Raw genomic sequence first — 17,242 nt, 5'->3', positions numbered from 1 at the left:
TTAAAGCTCAAGTCTTTAGGCCTGCTTTTTGTTTGTATAATCTCTTCCACCTTCTATTAAACTAACCATTGAGGTGAAGAGGATGAAGCTCATCATGATAAAAATCAGCTTATTACTATTGGCCGCTGTTAACCTCTGCACTTGTGGTCGAACTGAACCCGCCAATGAGGATCAAGTGAAAAGTGCTAAACCAATGGCACTCTCTATAACCGCCCTATCTCCGAATCCCCAATCGACCAACAGTACTTCTATCAAACCGTTATTAAACAAAGCCTTAACCACCTATCACAGTTCTCAAGTTATGGTTGTAACCGCCCGTTCTGCAACAAGCTCTAGGGCCAGACTGACCGCTTTTATCTATCAAAACGGAACATGGAAAAAAGTTTACACGATGCCTGCCGCGATCGGTAAAAACGGCATAACCCCTCATTTACAAGAAGGAAGCAAACAATCTCCATCTGGCATCTTCACTCTTGGCCCAGCATTTGGTATAGGGAAGAAACCGGATGATGTCACCATACCTTATAGACAAACGACGAATCAAGACTATTGGGTTGAAAACCCCTATTCTCCCGACTACAACAAATGGGTCACCTATGAGGGCGACCCCAAAAAACGTTGGAAAACCTTTGAACCCCTTAGAATACCAGCCTATAAATATGCAGTGGTGATCAATTATAATACGAACCCCATCATCAAGGGGAAAGGAAGCGCCATCTTCCTTCATGTCTTATTACCAGAAAAGTCCTATACATTAGGGTGTACAGCCGTTTCTGAAAGCGATATGCTCACCTTGTTAAAATGGCTAAATCCGAGTCGCCATCCCCTGATTATTCAAGGAACAATTAGTCAGTTAAAGGCATTAACAAATAGGGCTAATACATAGAACCCTCACCACCTAAAGAATGAGGGTTCGTTGCTGTCTTTTAAATTAAATGGTCACAAAGTTGATCGAAGATGTAAGGTCGATAACTCATTAAGAAATTCACAATAAATGCCTTGAAGCCGGTAGTAATTTTCCAAACTTACCCATTCATTAGGAGCATGAGCATTCTGTCCAGCCTCAGATGCCCCTACAGTTATGGTATCTACACCAAGATTATGCTTTAATAAGCCCATAACAGGGACAGTCCCCCCTGAGAACCCAAAGCTGACAGGGGTATCAGTGGTTAGAGCTAACATCTTTTGCAGCGCCTTAACACTTGGGTGGTCTGGTGCTAAGCGATAAGAAAAGGCTTCTCCAGGTAAGTCCTCAAACTCGATATCTAGATATGAAGGAGCAATCTTCTGAATATACGTTTTCAAAAGGTCACGGATTTTAGCAGGGTTCTGTTTTCCGACTAGACGGCAAGTAATCTTAGCAAATGCCTCGTGAGGAATAACGGTTTTAATTCCTTGTCCCTGAAAGCCGCCCCACAACCCATTAATCTCCAATGTCGGTCTGACAAGCATCCTTTCCATGGGAGAGAATTCAGGTTCACCAAATGAAGACTTCATGCCTGTTTGTTTCATTTGTTCATCCAGACTCTTTGAACCTTCCGCTAGAATTCCTTTTTCCAGCTCAGAAATCTCCGTTACATCTTCATAAAAGCCATCTACAAGTATTCGTCCCTCTTCATCTCTTAAACGATCTAAGATGGTGACAAGCCCGTGCAAGGCGTTGGGAGCATAACCGCCCATACCTGAATGAAGATCAACGTCCGCACTCTTAACTCTCAACTGTAATCCCGCCAGTCCTCGATTCCCAATGTTTACTACGGGCTGATTCGCTGAACCGATACCGCCATCTGCACTAATGACAAGATCACACGCAAGCAGTTGTTGATTCTTCTCAATAAAGGAGCCAAGGGATGGACTCCCGATTTCCTCTTCGCCTTCAAATAAAAACTTAACATTGACCGGCAGTTGACCTTCGCTTTGAAGGAGAGCCTCACAAGCGATTACCGGCAACAAGAGGTTGGCCTTCATGTCAGATGCACCGCGTGCGTAAAGTAAACCGTTATCAATATAAGGAACAAATGGATCATGCTCCCACAGCTCAATAGGTTCAGCCGGCTGCACATCAAAATGACCATAAAATAAAACAGTCGGGACTTCTGGTGATTCGATCCGTTCACCATAAACGACTGGATGACCGCCTGTTTCCATTAGACGAACCTCTTCTATTCCTGCTCGCCTTAGTCTTTTTTCTACCCAATCAGCCGTCTTTCTAACATCATTCGCATGACTGGCATCGGTAGAGATACTTGGAAGGCTCAACAATTCAATCAGATCGGCTACATAGGCCTCTTTGTTCTCGAGTAGACGTTCATTGTAATTCACCATGATTCATAACCTCCCATAATTTTAATAGTTTAATTATACCTTTCTTACGCAATATTTTAAATTTTAATTCAAATAAGAGCTTTAAATTGGTCTTATTTCTTATATCCACACCCCAAAGTTATAGATTTGAGACTGCTTCACACACGATTTTCTTGTCATGCGCAGACATGTCTCTTCCAATCCAAATTATGTAAGCGTTCTAGAGCATTTTTCACTAAAGACAATCTGAATTCGTGTATAATAACTCAAGTATTAACACTATTATTTTGGATAGGGAGGACTTCATGCGTTCACTTTCAAAAATAAAAACACTATCCCTTCTTGTATTTCTCGTTATTATGTGGGGAATTAATTGGCCATTATCTAAATATGCCCTTCATTTTTGCCCCCCCATTTTGTTTGCTGGAATTCGAACATTGCTTGCGGGCCTTCTGTTACTGATTTATGCCTTGCCAAATTATAAGAAGTTCAAATTCAAGCAAAATTGGTCAGCCTATCTCATTTCTGCTGTCCTTAACATCATCATCTTTTATGGCCTGCAAACCATTGGACTTAAATTTATGCCTGCAGGGCTTTTCTCTGCGATTGTCTTCATACAGCCCATTCTTCTAGGTGTTTTTTCTTGGCTTTGGTTAGGCGAAGCGATGTATGGGTTGAAAATAATCGGTTTAATTCTTGGTTTCTTAGGTGTAGCCGCTATAAGCATTAATGGAGTTTTGGGTCATCTATCCGTTATCGGGATTCTGCTTGCCCTTGGAACCGCCTTTGGATGGGGACTTGGAACCGTTTATGTTAAAAAACAAGGGGCAAAAGTGGATTCGATTTGGATGGTAACCTCGCAGCTTCTCATTGGCGGCGTTTTATTATCAGGGGTTGGCTCGTTGACCGAAACATGGTCGGATATTACTTGGAATCTTACCTTTGTCTCCCTATTAGCCTTTATTTCCATTTTTGTTATCGCGATAGGCTGGCTCGTCTTCTTCACATTGGTAGGCGCTGGAGAAGCAAGCATTGTCGGCTCTTATACGTTCATTATTCCACTCATTTCCGTTGCGGCGAGCGCCCTGTTCCTTCATGAAGCGATCACACTGAACCTTTTGGGCGGGTTAGTTCTAGTCATCATTAGTATTCTTTGCGTCAACATTAAACCAAAATCGTTGCAAAAAAAAGCTTTAGACCGCTAAAAAAGATCTTAATGGGGCACAATCAACATCTTTTAACAAAAGGTTGGATGGCAAGAGCATCCGACCTTATTGGTCCGACAATCGCCTCATTGTAACGGACAAACCAGAGATTTTATACAGTTACCACGATTGCAGCGGGCAACCATTCCGTTATGAGCCGATTTGATTAGAGGTTGACTTGTAAGAGACAGCTAAAACTCATTCTGTAAAATGTGAAAAAGAGAACGGCGCTTAGCCGTTCTCTTTTTGATTTACCCAAAATCTTATACGTTATCATCTGTAATTTTTGATAATAACTTCATTTTCGTGTCCCAAAGCTTCTGAGACAAATCGACATGGTATTCATGAGGATTGGAGAATCTTGTATGGAAGCTAGAAAATGTTTTGAGATTTTCTTTTGTTCGTTTTGCAACTTCTTCAAGACTAGGGACCTCATAAACCAATTTACCGTTTATAAAAATGGGTTTTAAAAGTTCGAGACTCTTTGCCGCATCTACTGTCTTCCGTTTCCAAGTGTAGATAGGGTCAAACACTTCAAATGGCTGTTCGGGCAACTTTTCATCTTCTAACATGATGAGGTCAACAATGGCTTCATTCGTGTTTTCATTAAAGAAACGAACGATTTTTTTCAGTCCTGGATTCGTGACCTTTTCCACGTTTTCCGAGCGTTTTATACGAGGGACCCATTTACCATCCATCTTCTCAGCAGCCAGTTTATAAACACAGCCCAATGCTGGCTGATCATAGGCCGTAATGAGCTTTGTTCCAACACCAAAGGAATCAATTAGTGCTCCTTGGGTATGGAGTTCACGCATGGTATACTCGTCTAAATCGTTAGAAGCAACGATAATCGCGTCCGGATATCCAGCAGCATCTAATAACTGTCTCGCTTTTTGACTCAAATAAGTTAAATCACCGCTGTCCAATCGTATTCCAAATTTTTCAGGCTTTCGACCAAGCGCCTCATGAACTTCATCGAAGACTTTAATCGCATTAGGCACACCTGATTTTAGGACATCGTAAGTATCCACGAGTAAGATCAAATTGTCCGGGTAAGATCTCGCGTATTTTCTAAATGCCTCGAGCTCAGAGTTGAAGCTCATGACCCAGCTATGAGCATGAGTTCCGGAAATGGGAATATTGAAACGTTTGCCTGCTATTACATTCGAGGTGGCGACTACCCCTCCAATATAGGCAGCTCTTGCTCCATAGATAGAGCTTCCTGGGCCTTGGCCGCGTCTTGCCCCCATCTCAATGACCGGTTTTCCGTTTGCTGCGTTGACAATCCGATTGGCTTTTGTCGCAATGAGTGTTTGATAGCCAACCATAGAGAGAATAGCTGTTTCAATCAATTGAGCTTCAAATAACCTCGTATGGACTCGGACGATCGGTTCATTCGGGAAGACAATCATCCCCTCTTCAACGGCATGGATTTCTCCGGTAAAACGGAAATTACGTAATTCTTTAAAAAAACCTTCATCAGGGAATAGTCCTGTGCTTCTTAAATAATCAATATCATCATGTGTAAAGCTTAGATTATTTAGATAATCGATCAAGGTTTCCAAGCCTGCTGCAATGGTAAAGCCATTTTTAAATGGATTTTTACGAAAGAATAGATCAAAGGCGACTTCTTCATCCATTTTACCTGATTGGTAATAGCCATACATCATGGTTAGTTGATACAAATCTGTAAAAAGTGTTAAATTCTCATCGTACATTTGATGTCCTCCACGTTCTGTCAACAGATTCAAAGGGTTCACATTTTTTTATTAATATTAAATAAGTATAATGCCTCAATTTCAAGTATTGCTATAAATAAACCTATGTAAACTACCTACAACCCTTTGATTATACAAAAAACTTCTTTTCTATTCTATCATGTTTCTAGAAATTAGAAATGTTTAATGCACGAGTTGTGATTTTTTCCAAATAAAGCAAGGTTTCCCATAAAGGCAGCTTTTATCAAAATGATCTCCGCCCTCCAATATATCTAAAAGAGCACTAATCGCTAAGTCGATTAGTGCTCATGGAATAAATCATGATATAGTCCTTATTTATTTTGCAAAAACATGATGCCCTATTTTCACAGTCACTGTACGAGAAGCATCGAAGGAGGATGTGGCTGTGGATGGATTATAGAAGAATAAAGATCCACTTCCTTTACCAATCAGCGCTATGGCTTCGTTGACCGCTCTTTTAGAATCTGCATCAGCCGGATGATTGATTTGCCCGTTTTTAACAGGCGTAAACGCATAATAACCATTGGAAACTTGGTTAATCACACCAGGAATCGTGTCAGGAAATTGAGAGCTTAACACTCTGTTTAACACAACTGTCGCTACAGCCACTTTCCCGGCATAAGGTTCACCAGACGCTTCTGCGTGAACAAGTCGTGCCAGCAAAGCTTTATCTGCAGAAGAAAATTTCGCATTGGGCAGTGTGATCGTTTCCCCTGCATATAGAGATTTATAATGATTGGCCGTTTCTAAACTATCTATTGGAATACCAAAACCTTTTGCAATCGTCCAATACGTTTGACCAGAAGAAACAGTATGGGATGTTGCAGCTTCTGATTTACCTGTTAAAGTAAAGGCGGATAAAGATAAAAGAGCTCCAGCTGCTAACATAATCTTTTTAAATTTGTTTAGTTTTTTCATATGTTTGAACCTCCTAGTAGTTGGCTAAGTGGGTCTACTAGTAGGTTAGCAAATGTCATCTTCTAAATCATTAACATAAAATGGGAATCACTAGAAAGGCTTGTCTTATTCCTTTCACCATCAAGCCTAAGCAAATGGGTGCTAATTTTATCCAATCCTTTATGTTTACCAGTTTTATCTAAAAAAACCATAAAAATCCCGGATTATTACAAACTGTTTCAAACCTGTTACTTAATTTGGCCAATGAGTGGGTACGACCTCTTCAAGCCGTTAGTCTTTTGAGGAGATGTCTGTCATAACCAAAACTCAGGCCCCTGTGCATCACACAGGGGCTTTTTTGAATCAAGACGAACATCCCATCCGTCTTATTTATTGTGTTTGGTTTCTTTTTGTTCTTCCCATTCCTCGGCAATTTCTTGTAGAATATGGTGCAATTCCTGGCCGATTTTAAGATACGCTTCATCCTCCAAATTAGCTAAAGACACTCGAATGGACCATGAAGGAGCTAAGAAGCCTTCTCCATTTAGTAAAACAATTGAAGATCGTTCTGCCAGACGGTATAAAATATCAATTGGTTTATAATGTGCCTGCATATAGTCTGTCAGTTCATGTCCAAAATGATGATTAGACCAAATCTCCAAATCAAATTCTGTGTAATAATCGGCATCATTAGGCAAATGCTTTTTAGGTAAACCAAGTCCCTCATAGAGTAGATTCATCCGGCGATGACAAATTTCCATCGTTTGTTTTTTATAGCGATTCTCTTTATCGAGCAGTGAAAAGATAGAGAACAAAGCCATCTGAACTTGCTGCGGGGTTGAGAGTCCTGCCGTATGATTCATGGCAACGGTCCGGCTATCCGCGACAAGCCGATCCATAAAGGTTAATTTCTCAGGATGAGGAGTCAGTGATGAATATCTTTTGTGCAAGATTTCTTTTTGTTCAGAAGGAAGCTCCTCCAATAATTTATTGAAGACATTTGATTGATTAACTGCAATCGTTCCTAGCCGCCAGCCTGTCACCCCATAGTATTTAGAGAATGAATAGACTCCAATTGTGTTATAGGGAAGGTCCACCATTAATGAGCGAAACCCTTCTATAAAAGTCCCATATACATCATCAGAAATAATCATGAGATCAGGATTATTGTTCTTGACGATGTCTATAATCTTTTGTCTTGATTCCTTTGTAAGAGCAACTGATGGCGGGTTGCTCGGATTGACAATAAACACAGCTTTAATAGTCGGATCAGTTAGTTTCTCTAGTTCCTCATCTGGATATTGCCAAGTGTGGTGGCCTTCCTTGTCGAGAGCAGAGGCTCGAATATCCACCACATCAAAATCAAAGTTCGGGAGTTCTGGTATTTCTATGTAGGGTGGAAAGATTGGAACCATAACGGCAATTTTTGAACCATTTGGTATCAGATAATTACGAAATAAGGTGTCGAATATATAGCACATAGCTGCTGTTGCACCTTCAACAGCAAAAAGATCAAATGAGCCAACTGACGTGTCATTACCGTACAGTTCTTGTAATAAGAAAGACTGAACAGCTTTTTCTGTTCTGACAAGCATCCGATCAGGATTCGGATAATTATCCCCAATTATTCCATCAACGAGCTCATACAACCATTTTTCAGGATCAAAATCCAATTCATTAATGCCATAATCAACAATGTCTTTGAGTAATTGAATTCCCGGAACTTCAGAATGTTCTTTGACATAAGCCTCAAACCGTTCCTGGATACCCTCACGACTTGGCATTCCCGCTAGATCATACTCATTCCAAACTCTCCGTGACTCAGATACTGCGAATTGGCCTAAAACGAAGAAAGCTTCACGAGGTGTAGCTGCGATCCAATTTGGATTGCCCCGTCCTGCATCCAGCATGGTACGCGTCATTCTCTTCTTTCCTTCTGCCAGATCAACTAATTTATTTTTTATCTCAAATGGGCTGATATGCTCCATTTCATCATCGGCTCCCTGTTTATTCTTAGTTTCAGCCATTAGTTATAGCCCCCTGTCACTGACATTACTTTTAGAATCATCGATAGTATGTCACAGAGAGGTCTTGATTATAAAAAAGGATTCTTAACCAGCAAAAAAGAGACTGAGACAGAGGTAGTTGACGAAAAGAAAAAACCGAACTTATTCACACCTTTTAACGTGATGGGTTCGGTTTTTCATTTATAAGTTAAGTCTTTAGTTTAGTTTTGTCCCAGCCTCATGGTTAATCACTTGTCAAAATGACATTGATCAAGCTTAACAACGTTAGTCTTTTTGAAGAATTTATAGCCCAGCCATAAAAGGATAAACAAAGGTAACCCAATATAGGTGGCGATGACTCCTGTCCAATTAATCGGCTTGTCCATAAAGCCTGAATAATCTTGTCCAACTATAACGACTGCACAGAGGATAAAGGCAAAGATAGGTCCAAACGGAAACCATTTGGCTTTATAAACAAGTTGATTGAGATCTCTCCCCTGTGCCACATAAGCTTTTCTAAACCGATAATGACTGACGGCAATCCCTAACCAAGCAAGAAAGCCGCTTAAACCGGACGCGTTGATCATCCAAGTGTAAATGGAGCCATTTCCAAACATTGAAGATAAAAAAGCAATCAAACCGATGAACACATTAATCAACAGAGAATTAATGGGAACCCCTCTTGAATTCACCTTACTAAAGAGTCGCGGCGCCTTCCCTTCTTTTGCTAACGCCCAGAGCATCCGAGTGGAAGCATACATAGCAGAGTTTCCCGCTGATAGGACTGCTGTTAAAATGACCGCATTCATAACGGCTGCAGCAAGCGCAAATCCCGCTCTCTGAAAAACGAGTGTAAATGGGCTGATAGCCACATTTTGAACATCCGATTTCAGCAAGTTCGGGTCCGTATACGGGATAAGCATACCGATTACAAAGATTGCAAGGACGTAAAACAAGAGAATACGCCAAAATACTTGTCGAATAGCTTTTGGTACATTTTTAGCCGGGTTATCGCTCTCACCTGCTGCAAGTCCGACTAATTCCGTGCCTTGAAACGAAAAACCAGCTACAAGCACTGTCGAAAAAATCGCCATTAACCCGCCATGAAAGGGGGTTCCGCCTAAATTAAAGGTATGAAAGCCAGAAGAATGCCCAGTGAAAATCCCCAAAATCATCGCAATCCCAACGACTAAAAAGAGGATAATAACACTAACTTTAATGCTTGAGAACCAAAATTCGCCTTCCCCATATCCTTTCACGGAAAATACATTTAATAGGAAAAATAGCACTAAAAAAATAGCACACCAAAGGATGGATGGACTGTTTGGAAACCAGTATTTCATCACCAAAGAAGCAGCGGCAAGTTCGGCCGGAATCGTAATGGCCCAGGTATACCAATAATTCCATCCAAGGGCAAATCCAAGCGCCGGATCAACAAAGCGGCTTGCATAGGTTTCAAACGAACCCGAAACCGGCATAAAAGTTGCCATTTCACCTAAACTGGTCATGAGAAAGTACACCATGATTCCCACAATAATATAAGCAGCTAAGGCCCCTCCTGCTCCTGCTGTACTAATGGTTGAACCACTGGAGACGAACAAGCCTGTTCCAATAGCTCCCCCAATAGCAATCATGCTCAAATGTCTTGAGCGGAGCCCCCTTTTTAACTGCTTGTTTCCGGATCCGGATTCATTCTTGTTGTCCACTCTGTCTAACATGTTAATCAAGCCCCTTATCAGTTTACTGATAAGTGAAGTCCCTAAGAATAGAAAAAGCCCTGAGCTTAAACACTCAAGGCAAAATTGATTGAAGTCTACGACGAAAACCATTAGCAAAGAATGATAGCCCTCCACAAACAATTGTGACAGTGTTGTACATCTTCTATACAACCCCAACAAGATCGTGTTTTAGCACACACGGCCTGTTTCGGCGGCGTTTCCTTTCCTATTACATCATCGCGCTAAAGCTCTGTAATAGTACTCTTAAAAACCGCTCCTCTATCTTAGCTATTCACTTATACGAACTTAACTATTATTAATCGAATGAGAGCTTATGTCAATATAAATATGGGAGATCCTAAATCGACGGAGAAGCACGCCAAACTCAGGTCGTTTCGCTTTAAACGATTTTGGTTTTAAAAATAGCCTCCATATGCTTAAGAAAAAGATCATGTTGGTTAGTAAAAGTTGCTGTACCTTTTGAATATACAACCGTTTCATAGCCTCGCGCATAAGCCCCATAAACCGTGAGAAAGTCACAGATATCTGTACAAACACCGGTAACATGGACGCGTGCAACTCCTTTTTCTTGTAGTTGATCGTGAAGGTTCGTTTCGAAAAAGGCATCGTATTCGGGTTTAGGAATATACAAAACGTTAAGATGCTCCTTATTTTCTTGATACCAGACTTCCAACGGACCATACAGTTTTTGTCCCCACGTTCCTTTCACATTATGCTTGGGCCATAGCTCAAAATGAGTATCGTTCGGCTCATGGGCATCCATACAAATCGCGACCACTTTGCCTGCTTGCAGAAATTCATTCGCTTTTTGAACGATCATTGGAACAATCTCCTGTGCTGCCTTTCCCGCAGTAAGTCCGCCTTCATCGTGCACAAAATCATTGCTCATATCAACAATTAGAAGTGCTTCTTGCGTCATCTTAAGTCATCCCTTTTATTTCATTTATTATAAGCCTCTGTAAATCTTCAATGGTGGTTTTCTATGTACATGCCTATGCCGGTAAATCAACAACAGCCTTTAACAGAGTTCCTGTATAAGTCATGATTTCTTTAACACTAGTTTACCAAAGAAACAAAGCAAATCCCATTTATAAATCGCTATGAGACTAAAAAGAATCGCCAACGTTCTTTTTTGATTTTAAATGATCGACCATGAATGATTATGATGTTTTTTGATTGTTTATTTCGAGGTTATGAGTTAAACTCTGTAAAGTATTGGTTTTTAGTAAATCTAAGGATTAATTTAGGCATACTAAGGACTACGGATTAATTATTCATCGAAGGGATCGACTATCATGACTAGTTCCACTCACACAAACTATGGCTTTGTTACCTTAGTTTCAATTGTTGCCGCTGTCGGCGGTTTACTATTTGGTTACGATACATCCGTCATATCGGGTGCCATCGGTTTTATGCAAACCAAATTTCATTTAAACAGTGCAATGCAAGGATGGGTTGTTTCTTGTCTATTGATTGGAGCGATCATCGGAGCAGCTCTTGCTGGATTTTTGAGCGACCGCTTTGGCCGCAAAAAAATGCTCATTATTTCAGGATTGTTATTTACAATCGGCTCGATTATCTCAGCTCTTTCTCCAACAATCAATCTATTTGTGATAGCACGTATAATTGGAGGAATTGGGATCGGTATCTCTTCAACCTTAGTTCCCCTTTATATTGCTGAAATTGCGCCTAGCAAAAATCGCGGACGTCTCGTCTCATTAAATCAATTGGCAGTCGTCATTGGGATTTCAGCCATTTATTTTGTAAATAAGGCTATCGTTAATGCCGGTGATCAATCCTGGGATGTCAATTATTCTTGGAGATGGATGTTAGGATGCGGATTAATTCCCGGACTTCTTTTTGTCTTCCTTCTCTTACTTGTTCCTGAAAGTCCAAGATGGCTAGAAAAGCAAGGCTTTGACGAAAAAGCTTTTAAGTTATTGGAAAAAATAAATGGAACTGACCAAGCAAAGAAAGAATTAGCCGATATCAAAAACTCCATTCAAAAAGAAGCATCTGGTTCCATTCGTCTTTTATTTAAACCAGGGTTTCGCATCGCCCTCATAATCGGAGTCGTATTGGCAATTTTACAGCAAGTCACCGGGATCAATGCCATTATGTACTATGCACCTGAAATCTTTAAAAAAGTCGGTGCGGGTACCAATGCATCCCTTACTGAAACCATTATCGTTGGGTTAGTTAACTTTCTATTTACCCTTGTTTCCCTATGGTTAATTGACAAAGTAGGGAGAAAAACCTTGCTTATTATAGGATCAGCTGTCATGACGATCAGTTTAGCCGTCGTTGGCTTTGAATTCAGTTCAGCTCATCCAAACGGGACACTTGTCCTATTCTTCATTCTCCTTTTTGTTGCGGCCTTTGCCGTTTCATTTGGACCCATTGTTTGGCTTGTTATTGCGGAAATTTTCCCAACTAATATTAGAGGACGAGCCACTGCCATTGCTTCTGTCGCTCTTTGGTTAGCCGACTTTGTTGTCTCACAATTTTTCCCGATTCTGTTAGGAAAAACCGGTCCAGCAACGACCTTCTTCATTTTTGCCATATTAAGTTTGTTTGCCTTTATCTTCTCTGCAACCGTAGTGAGGGAAACAAAAGGGAAATCGCTGGAAGAAATCGAAACAGAATGGTCCACTCACTAACACTCGATTAAAAATTCTATATAACCCTGTTTAAACTCCAAGAATTCACATTTTCCTTGGGGTTTTTTCACATTTATTCTAATTTTTGAATATTTTTGCAAAATAAATGATCAAAACTGTTGAAAAAATTTGAATTAATCGATAAAATCCAAAATATGAGTGGATTGACACTCATATATATTATCATCTATCAGAAAGGGGATTGATGTATGGGAAGTCCAAGTGGATTTAAAAAATCGTTAAATTTGCTCGACCTCACTTTCTTGGGGCTGGGGTCCATCATCGGCTCAGGGTGGCTCTTTGCAGCCGCGGGCGCAGCTGGCTTTGCTGGTTCATATGCATGGGTCGCGTGGATTATTGGTGCTGTTGCCTTTATTCTCATCGGTCTTGTGTATGCAGAACTTGGCTCCATGATGCCTCGTTCAGGGGGGTTCGTTCGCTATCCAAGGTACACCCACGGAACGCTAGTTGGTTATTTAATTGGATTTATTTCTATGCTTGCTTATTCAAGTGTCGCGGGAATCGAAGTGGAAGCTGTTCGCGGATACGCCGCAACCTGGTGGACAGCATTGGGAACAGATTCAGCGGGGCCAACATTCATTGGTTATGTTTTTGAGATTGCGCTCTTAGTAGTCTTTCTCCTCTTGAACTATTGGAGTGTTAACGTATTTGGAAAATTCAATACGATTATTACTACCATTAAATTCTTAGTACCTATTCTTACGGTTATTATTTTATTCACTCATTTTCATGCTTCAAATTTGTCCGTAGGCGGTGCTAAGCCAGGCGGTATGTCTGGTGTTTTTGAAGCTGTGTCGCTTTCAGGGATTGCCTTCGCTTTCTTAGGATTCCGTCAGGCGGTTGACTTTGGTTCAGAAGCGAAACGTCCACAGAGAGATATACCTCTTGCCATCATTTTATCGATTTCCCTAGGAACCCTTATGTATCTTTTATTGCAATTTGCATTTCTTGGTGCAGTTCCTGCTGAGCAGCTTGCAAAAGGATGGGCAAATCTTTCCTTCCAACAAGCGCCTTATGCTGACCTGGCCAAATCTTTGGGGATCCTGTGGCTTATGAACATTATCTTCATTGATGCTGTCATCTCTCCATCAGGTACAGGGAATATTTATCTTTCCGGTACAACACGCGTTTTGTTTGCTTGGGCAAAGACCGGTCTCTTTTATTCATTGTTCCGAAAAGTAGATGCCCGAACTGGTATTCCAAGAGGAGCGCTCTGGTTGTCCTTAATCTTATCGATTATTTGGATTCTTCCTGCCCATCTTAATTTCTGGCAAGGTCTTGTAGGAAACGTCACTTCTGCGACGGTTCTGACTTATATGATTGGACCGATTTCTTTGATGGCACTAAGAAAAACGGCACCTGGTCTCGATCGTCCATTCAAATTAAAAGGCATTCAAGTATTAGCTCCACTTGCTTTCATTGCCGCTTCTCTCATTATTTTCTGGAGCGGTTGGACAACGAACCTTGAAATCCTTGGCATCACGCTTGTTTCCCTCGTCCTTTATTTTGCATTTATGGATCGCGATGGCATTCGTGAACGCATTCGTTCGGATTGGAAATCTGGCGCCTGGTTAGTCTTCTACTACATCTTCATGCTGATCATGTCACGTCTCGGCAATTATCAATTGCCAGCTGGGGCGAAACCAATTATTCCGTCACCTTGGGATAGCATTATTGTTGTCATCGGTTCCCTTGCCTTCTTCTATTGGGGATCTAACAGTGCTATGGTACAGCCTGAGATTGATGAAGATGATGAGGATTACGAAGAACTTAAAGCCGCTGATGTCTAAAAAATGCTCCTAACAAATTTAAACGAGTTATAACCGAAGTCCCAAGGTTTTAAATACCTTGGGACTTTTGACATTTTCGTTCTAGAATTCAATAGTATTTCATTATTTTTTTAAATTCATGTTTCGTTTCATCCTGAAAACGATTACTATATATTTAAGCAGTTGATGAACAAATTGGGGGAAAACAATGGTACTTTCTATACCTGAACAAATTAATTTATATGATGAAATGAGAAAACAGGCAAAGCGCCATCGTAATAGGGTTATCTTAGAAGATCTGTCAGGTTCCCTGACTTATGACCAATTTTTATTATCGGTTAATGTATTAAGCCGAAAAATTAAAGAAATGACCCTAAACGAAGAACGAGTTGGTTTGTATTTGCCAAATATTATTGGGCAAGTCGTCACCTTGTTTGCCTTATTTAAAAACAATCAAAATCCATGTTTATTGAATTTCTCTATGGGGACACAAAACCTTTTAGATTGCATAGAAACGGCCGAACTGCAAACCGTCTTAACCTCTAGAGAATTCATCAAGGTAGCTAAAGTTTCACCCGTGATCGATGAAATGGAAAAAAAGGTACGCATTCTCTATTTGGAAGACTTAAAAGATGGACTTACTCTCGCCCAGAAAGCGACAGGCTTTGTGGAATCGAAATTACCTTCTTTTAGAAAAGGAAAACAAAAGGAAGTCATCTTGTTTACTTCCGGAACTGAAAACAAGCCAAAAGGGGTTATTTTAACTCATCGCAATATATACGCCAATATTAAACAAGGGTTATCGGTTGTCCCATTAACCGAGAAAGATCGACTCTTTAACCCTCTCCCTCTCTTTCACGCCTTTGGTCTAACTGTAGGAGCGGTCTTGCCCTTATTATCAAATATAAAATCGTTTCTCTATCCTTCTCCGCTCCATTATCGGGAAATACCGAAACTTATTCATAAGGATCAGAGCACTGTTTTTGTTGCGACGAATACGTTCTTTGATCAATATGCGAAACATGCCACAAGAGACCAGTTGGCAACACTGCGAATTGTCGTTGCGGGTGCAGAGAAACTCAAAAAGGATGTTTATGACAAGTATCGAAATGAGTTCGGCATAACGCTCTTACAAGGGTATGGAACAACTGAAACCTCTCCAATGATCGCCTTAAACACCCCTTCTTTTAGTAAAGAAGGGACGGTCGGCAAACCGCTTCCTTTATTAGAATGCAAATTAGACAAAATACAAGGGATTGAAGAAGGCGGCAGTTTGTTATTGAAAGGGCCTAATGTCATGAAGGGCTATTTAATTCATGGTAAGGGGTATGTGCCATGCGGTGAATGGTATAACACGGGTGATATTGTAACCATTGATAACGAGGGATTTATCACGATTGTGTCTCGTCTGAAACGATTTTCCAAAATAGCAGGTGAAATGATTTCATTAAACAAAATCGAGGAGCTTGCACTTGAACACTTTGGATCCTCCTCCTTCTACGCCGTCAGTATCCCTGATAAAAGAAAAGGCGAAAAGATTATTCTTTTTACCACAGTCGCTGATGTAACAGGAAGAGAATTTAATAAATCTATTAAGCAAAAGAAAATGTCGTCCTTATATATCCCGGATCAAATTGTCTTTATTAACGAAATCCCCCTTCTTCAAAGCGGGAAACCGGATTACCGGCAAATGGAGGTCATGGCAAAGGATCTAGCCTCCCTATGAGCCTTTTATAACAAAGATTTGTAAGGTGTCCCAACTTGGGGCACCTTTCTTATTAATGATTTGTATTTTCAGGATTCGTGAAATCATGTTAAATTTCAGCAGGGGTGTAAGGAGCGGGATCGTGAACCGAGGACCTTTTCACTTGAATTAATTGAGCGACAATACTGATTGCAATCTCCTCTGGCCCCTCTGCTCCAATCGGCAGTCCTACCGGTGAGTAGATCGAACTCATGAGTTCTAACCCCTTCAGGAGTCGTTTTGTTCGATCCTTTGAACCGAGTAATCCTAGAAATTTAAGCTTTAGGTCTTGTAGGTGCTGCAGAAATTCGCGATCTTTTTGAAAAACATGTGAAAGCAGGATGACGGAATCATGAGCGTTAAAAGTCAATTGATTGGCAATCTCCTTTGGACTGCCAACGATCAATTGATCGGCCTTTGGAAAATGACTCGGATGACACCGGCTTGTGCGCCAATCCGTTACCCAGACAGAGAAGCCCGCTTGAGAAGCAAATTGGGCTAACGGTTCTGCATCTTCACCCGCACCAAAGAGAATGAGTCGTGACTTTGGCTGAAAGGTTTGAAAGAAATAATAGGTAGAGGACGAATCGGCAGCCATCAAGCGGTTCTTCATGTCTTGACGTCCAGCCTTTTGTTCGTCTAAAACTTTATGAATTTGGGATTTATCCGTTTGCCAATTGCCAAATTGAAACCCATTTTCTGCAATGAAAAGATACTGGCTAACGGCCCCCTTATTATCTAATAATCGAATCATATCGACAGAAAGGCCTGCCTGAAGATAGGTTTTTAGCGTAAGTAGATGGTCACGAAAGCTAGGGTTAACTGGTTCAAGAAGGATATGCAAAATACCGTTACATCCCGCCCCTTGTCCCCAGGAAAGATCATCTTCACTCGACATATCATATTGAAGCGTCTCGGATTCTTGGAAACTAGAATACCTTTGAATGCGGGCAATTAAGTCTTCCTCTAGGCAGCCGGCGCTTAGGAGTCCGACACGCTCTCGCTCATTTTTGATAAGCATAGCCGCCCCTTCTTTCCGATAAGCGGACCCTTCCACTTTGATAATGGTTGCCAAGACAGATGGAACCTCTTCATGAGAGGATTGAAGTTCATCTAAGATAGAATAAATAGCATCCATGTCTTTCTCCCTCCTTCTCT

The 17,242-nt window shown here is 40.9% G+C and carries 12 protein-coding genes and 1 riboswitch; of the genes, 5 read left to right on the top strand and 7 right to left on the bottom strand.

The genetic code is table 11. From position 1 onward, the window contains the following. Positions 1-82: 82 nt before the first annotated feature. A complete protein-coding gene (locus PU629_RS10920; RefSeq protein WP_275284278.1) occupies positions 83-886 on the top strand; it encodes a L,D-transpeptidase family protein in 804 nt (267 codons plus the stop codon). Between the two features lie 53 nt (positions 887-939). Here PU629_RS10920 and PU629_RS10915 read toward each other — a convergent pair whose 3' ends face one another. Beyond that, on the bottom strand, positions 940-2,325 hold the full coding sequence (locus PU629_RS10915) for a dipeptidase (protein ID WP_275284277.1): 1,386 nt from the start codon (positions 2,323-2,325) through the stop codon (positions 940-942). 284 nt (positions 2,326-2,609) lie between these two features. Between PU629_RS10915 and PU629_RS10910 the strand changes: the two genes are divergently transcribed. Beyond that, the gene (locus tag PU629_RS10910; protein ID WP_275284276.1) at positions 2,610-3,509 is read left to right on the top strand and encodes a DMT family transporter; all 900 of its coding nucleotides are present in this window, start codon (positions 2,610-2,612) and stop codon (positions 3,507-3,509) included. 263 nt (positions 3,510-3,772) lie between these two features. Here the strand turns inward: PU629_RS10910 and PU629_RS10905 are convergent, their stop codons facing one another. The 5 genes from PU629_RS10905 to PU629_RS10885 form a co-directional block, all read right to left on the bottom strand. Next, positions 3,773-5,227 (bottom strand): nicotinate phosphoribosyltransferase, encoded by a 1,455-nt coding sequence (locus PU629_RS10905; RefSeq protein ID WP_275284275.1) that lies wholly within the window; start codon positions 5,225-5,227, stop codon positions 3,773-3,775. A gap of 336 nt (positions 5,228-5,563) precedes the next feature. Next, positions 5,564-6,136 carry a cell wall hydrolase gene (locus tag PU629_RS10900; RefSeq protein WP_275284401.1) on the bottom strand — a complete coding sequence of 191 codons (573 nt, stop codon included), beginning with the start codon at positions 6,134-6,136 and terminating at the stop codon, positions 5,564-5,566. Between the two features lie 395 nt (positions 6,137-6,531). Beyond that, the gene (gene aspD, locus PU629_RS10895) at positions 6,532-8,172 is read right to left on the bottom strand and encodes an aspartate 4-decarboxylase (RefSeq protein WP_275284274.1); all 1,641 of its coding nucleotides are present in this window, start codon (positions 8,170-8,172) and stop codon (positions 6,532-6,534) included. Positions 8,173-8,399: 227 nt separating this feature from the next. Further along, positions 8,400-9,869 (bottom strand): amino acid permease, encoded by a 1,470-nt coding sequence (locus PU629_RS10890; RefSeq protein ID WP_275284273.1) that lies wholly within the window; start codon positions 9,867-9,869, stop codon positions 8,400-8,402. Between the two features lie 116 nt (positions 9,870-9,985). After that, positions 9,986-10,159: riboswitch (Lysine riboswitch) on the bottom strand. A 110-nt stretch (positions 10,160-10,269) separates the two neighbouring features. Further along, on the bottom strand, positions 10,270-10,809 hold the full coding sequence (locus PU629_RS10885) for a cysteine hydrolase family protein (protein WP_275284272.1): 540 nt from the start codon (positions 10,807-10,809) through the stop codon (positions 10,270-10,272). 376 nt (positions 10,810-11,185) lie between these two features. Between PU629_RS10885 and PU629_RS10880 the strand changes: the two genes are divergently transcribed. The 3 genes from PU629_RS10880 (at position 11,186) to PU629_RS10870 (ending at position 16,066) form a co-directional block, all read left to right on the top strand. Then, positions 11,186-12,550 carry a sugar porter family MFS transporter gene (locus PU629_RS10880; RefSeq protein WP_275284271.1) on the top strand — a complete coding sequence of 455 codons (1,365 nt, stop codon included), beginning with the start codon at positions 11,186-11,188 and terminating at the stop codon, positions 12,548-12,550. A gap of 209 nt (positions 12,551-12,759) precedes the next feature. Then, positions 12,760-14,361, top strand: a complete 1,602-nt coding sequence (locus tag PU629_RS10875; protein WP_275284270.1) for an APC family permease — start codon at positions 12,760-12,762, stop codon at positions 14,359-14,361. A 187-nt stretch (positions 14,362-14,548) separates the two neighbouring features. Continuing rightward, complete coding sequence (locus PU629_RS10870) at positions 14,549-16,066, top strand: AMP-binding protein (protein WP_275284269.1); 1,518 nt, start codon at positions 14,549-14,551, stop codon at positions 16,064-16,066. A gap of 88 nt (positions 16,067-16,154) precedes the next feature. Here the strand turns inward: PU629_RS10870 and PU629_RS10865 are convergent, their stop codons facing one another. After that, a complete protein-coding gene (locus PU629_RS10865) occupies positions 16,155-17,222 on the bottom strand; it encodes an XdhC family protein (protein ID WP_275284268.1) in 1,068 nt (355 codons plus the stop codon). Positions 17,223-17,242 lie beyond the last annotated feature (20 nt).

It is taken from the genome of Pullulanibacillus sp. KACC 23026 (assembly GCF_029094525.1).
GTDB lineage: Bacteria > Bacillota > Bacilli > Bacillales > Sporolactobacillaceae > KACC-23026.
The sequence above is the reverse complement of the archived record's forward strand: the minus strand, read 5'-3'. Positions and strand labels throughout refer to the sequence as shown.

Coding starts and splice junctions, on each gene's coding strand:
- PU629_RS10920 (WP_275284278.1), top strand. CDS start 83: ATGAAGCTCATCATGATAAAAATCAGCTTATTACTATTGGCCGCTGTT.
- PU629_RS10915 (WP_275284277.1), bottom strand. CDS start 2,325: ATGGTGAATTACAATGAACGTCTACTCGAGAACAAAGAGGCCTATGTA.
- PU629_RS10910 (WP_275284276.1), top strand. CDS start 2,610: ATGCGTTCACTTTCAAAAATAAAAACACTATCCCTTCTTGTATTTCTC.
- PU629_RS10905 (WP_275284275.1), bottom strand. CDS start 5,227: ATGTACGATGAGAATTTAACACTTTTTACAGATTTGTATCAACTAACC.
- PU629_RS10900 (WP_275284401.1), bottom strand. CDS start 6,136: ATGTTAGCAGCTGGAGCTCTTTTATCTTTATCCGCCTTTACTTTAACA.
- aspD (WP_275284274.1), bottom strand. CDS start 8,172: ATGGCTGAAACTAAGAATAAACAGGGAGCCGATGATGAAATGGAGCAT.
- PU629_RS10890 (WP_275284273.1), bottom strand. CDS start 9,869: ATGTTAGACAGAGTGGACAACAAGAATGAATCCGGATCCGGAAACAAG.
- PU629_RS10885 (WP_275284272.1), bottom strand. CDS start 10,809: ATGACGCAAGAAGCACTTCTAATTGTTGATATGAGCAATGATTTTGTG.
- PU629_RS10880 (WP_275284271.1), top strand. CDS start 11,186: ATGACTAGTTCCACTCACACAAACTATGGCTTTGTTACCTTAGTTTCA.
- PU629_RS10875 (WP_275284270.1), top strand. CDS start 12,760: ATGGGAAGTCCAAGTGGATTTAAAAAATCGTTAAATTTGCTCGACCTC.
- PU629_RS10870 (WP_275284269.1), top strand. CDS start 14,549: ATGGTACTTTCTATACCTGAACAAATTAATTTATATGATGAAATGAGA.
- PU629_RS10865 (WP_275284268.1), bottom strand. CDS start 17,222: ATGGATGCTATTTATTCTATCTTAGATGAACTTCAATCCTCTCATGAA.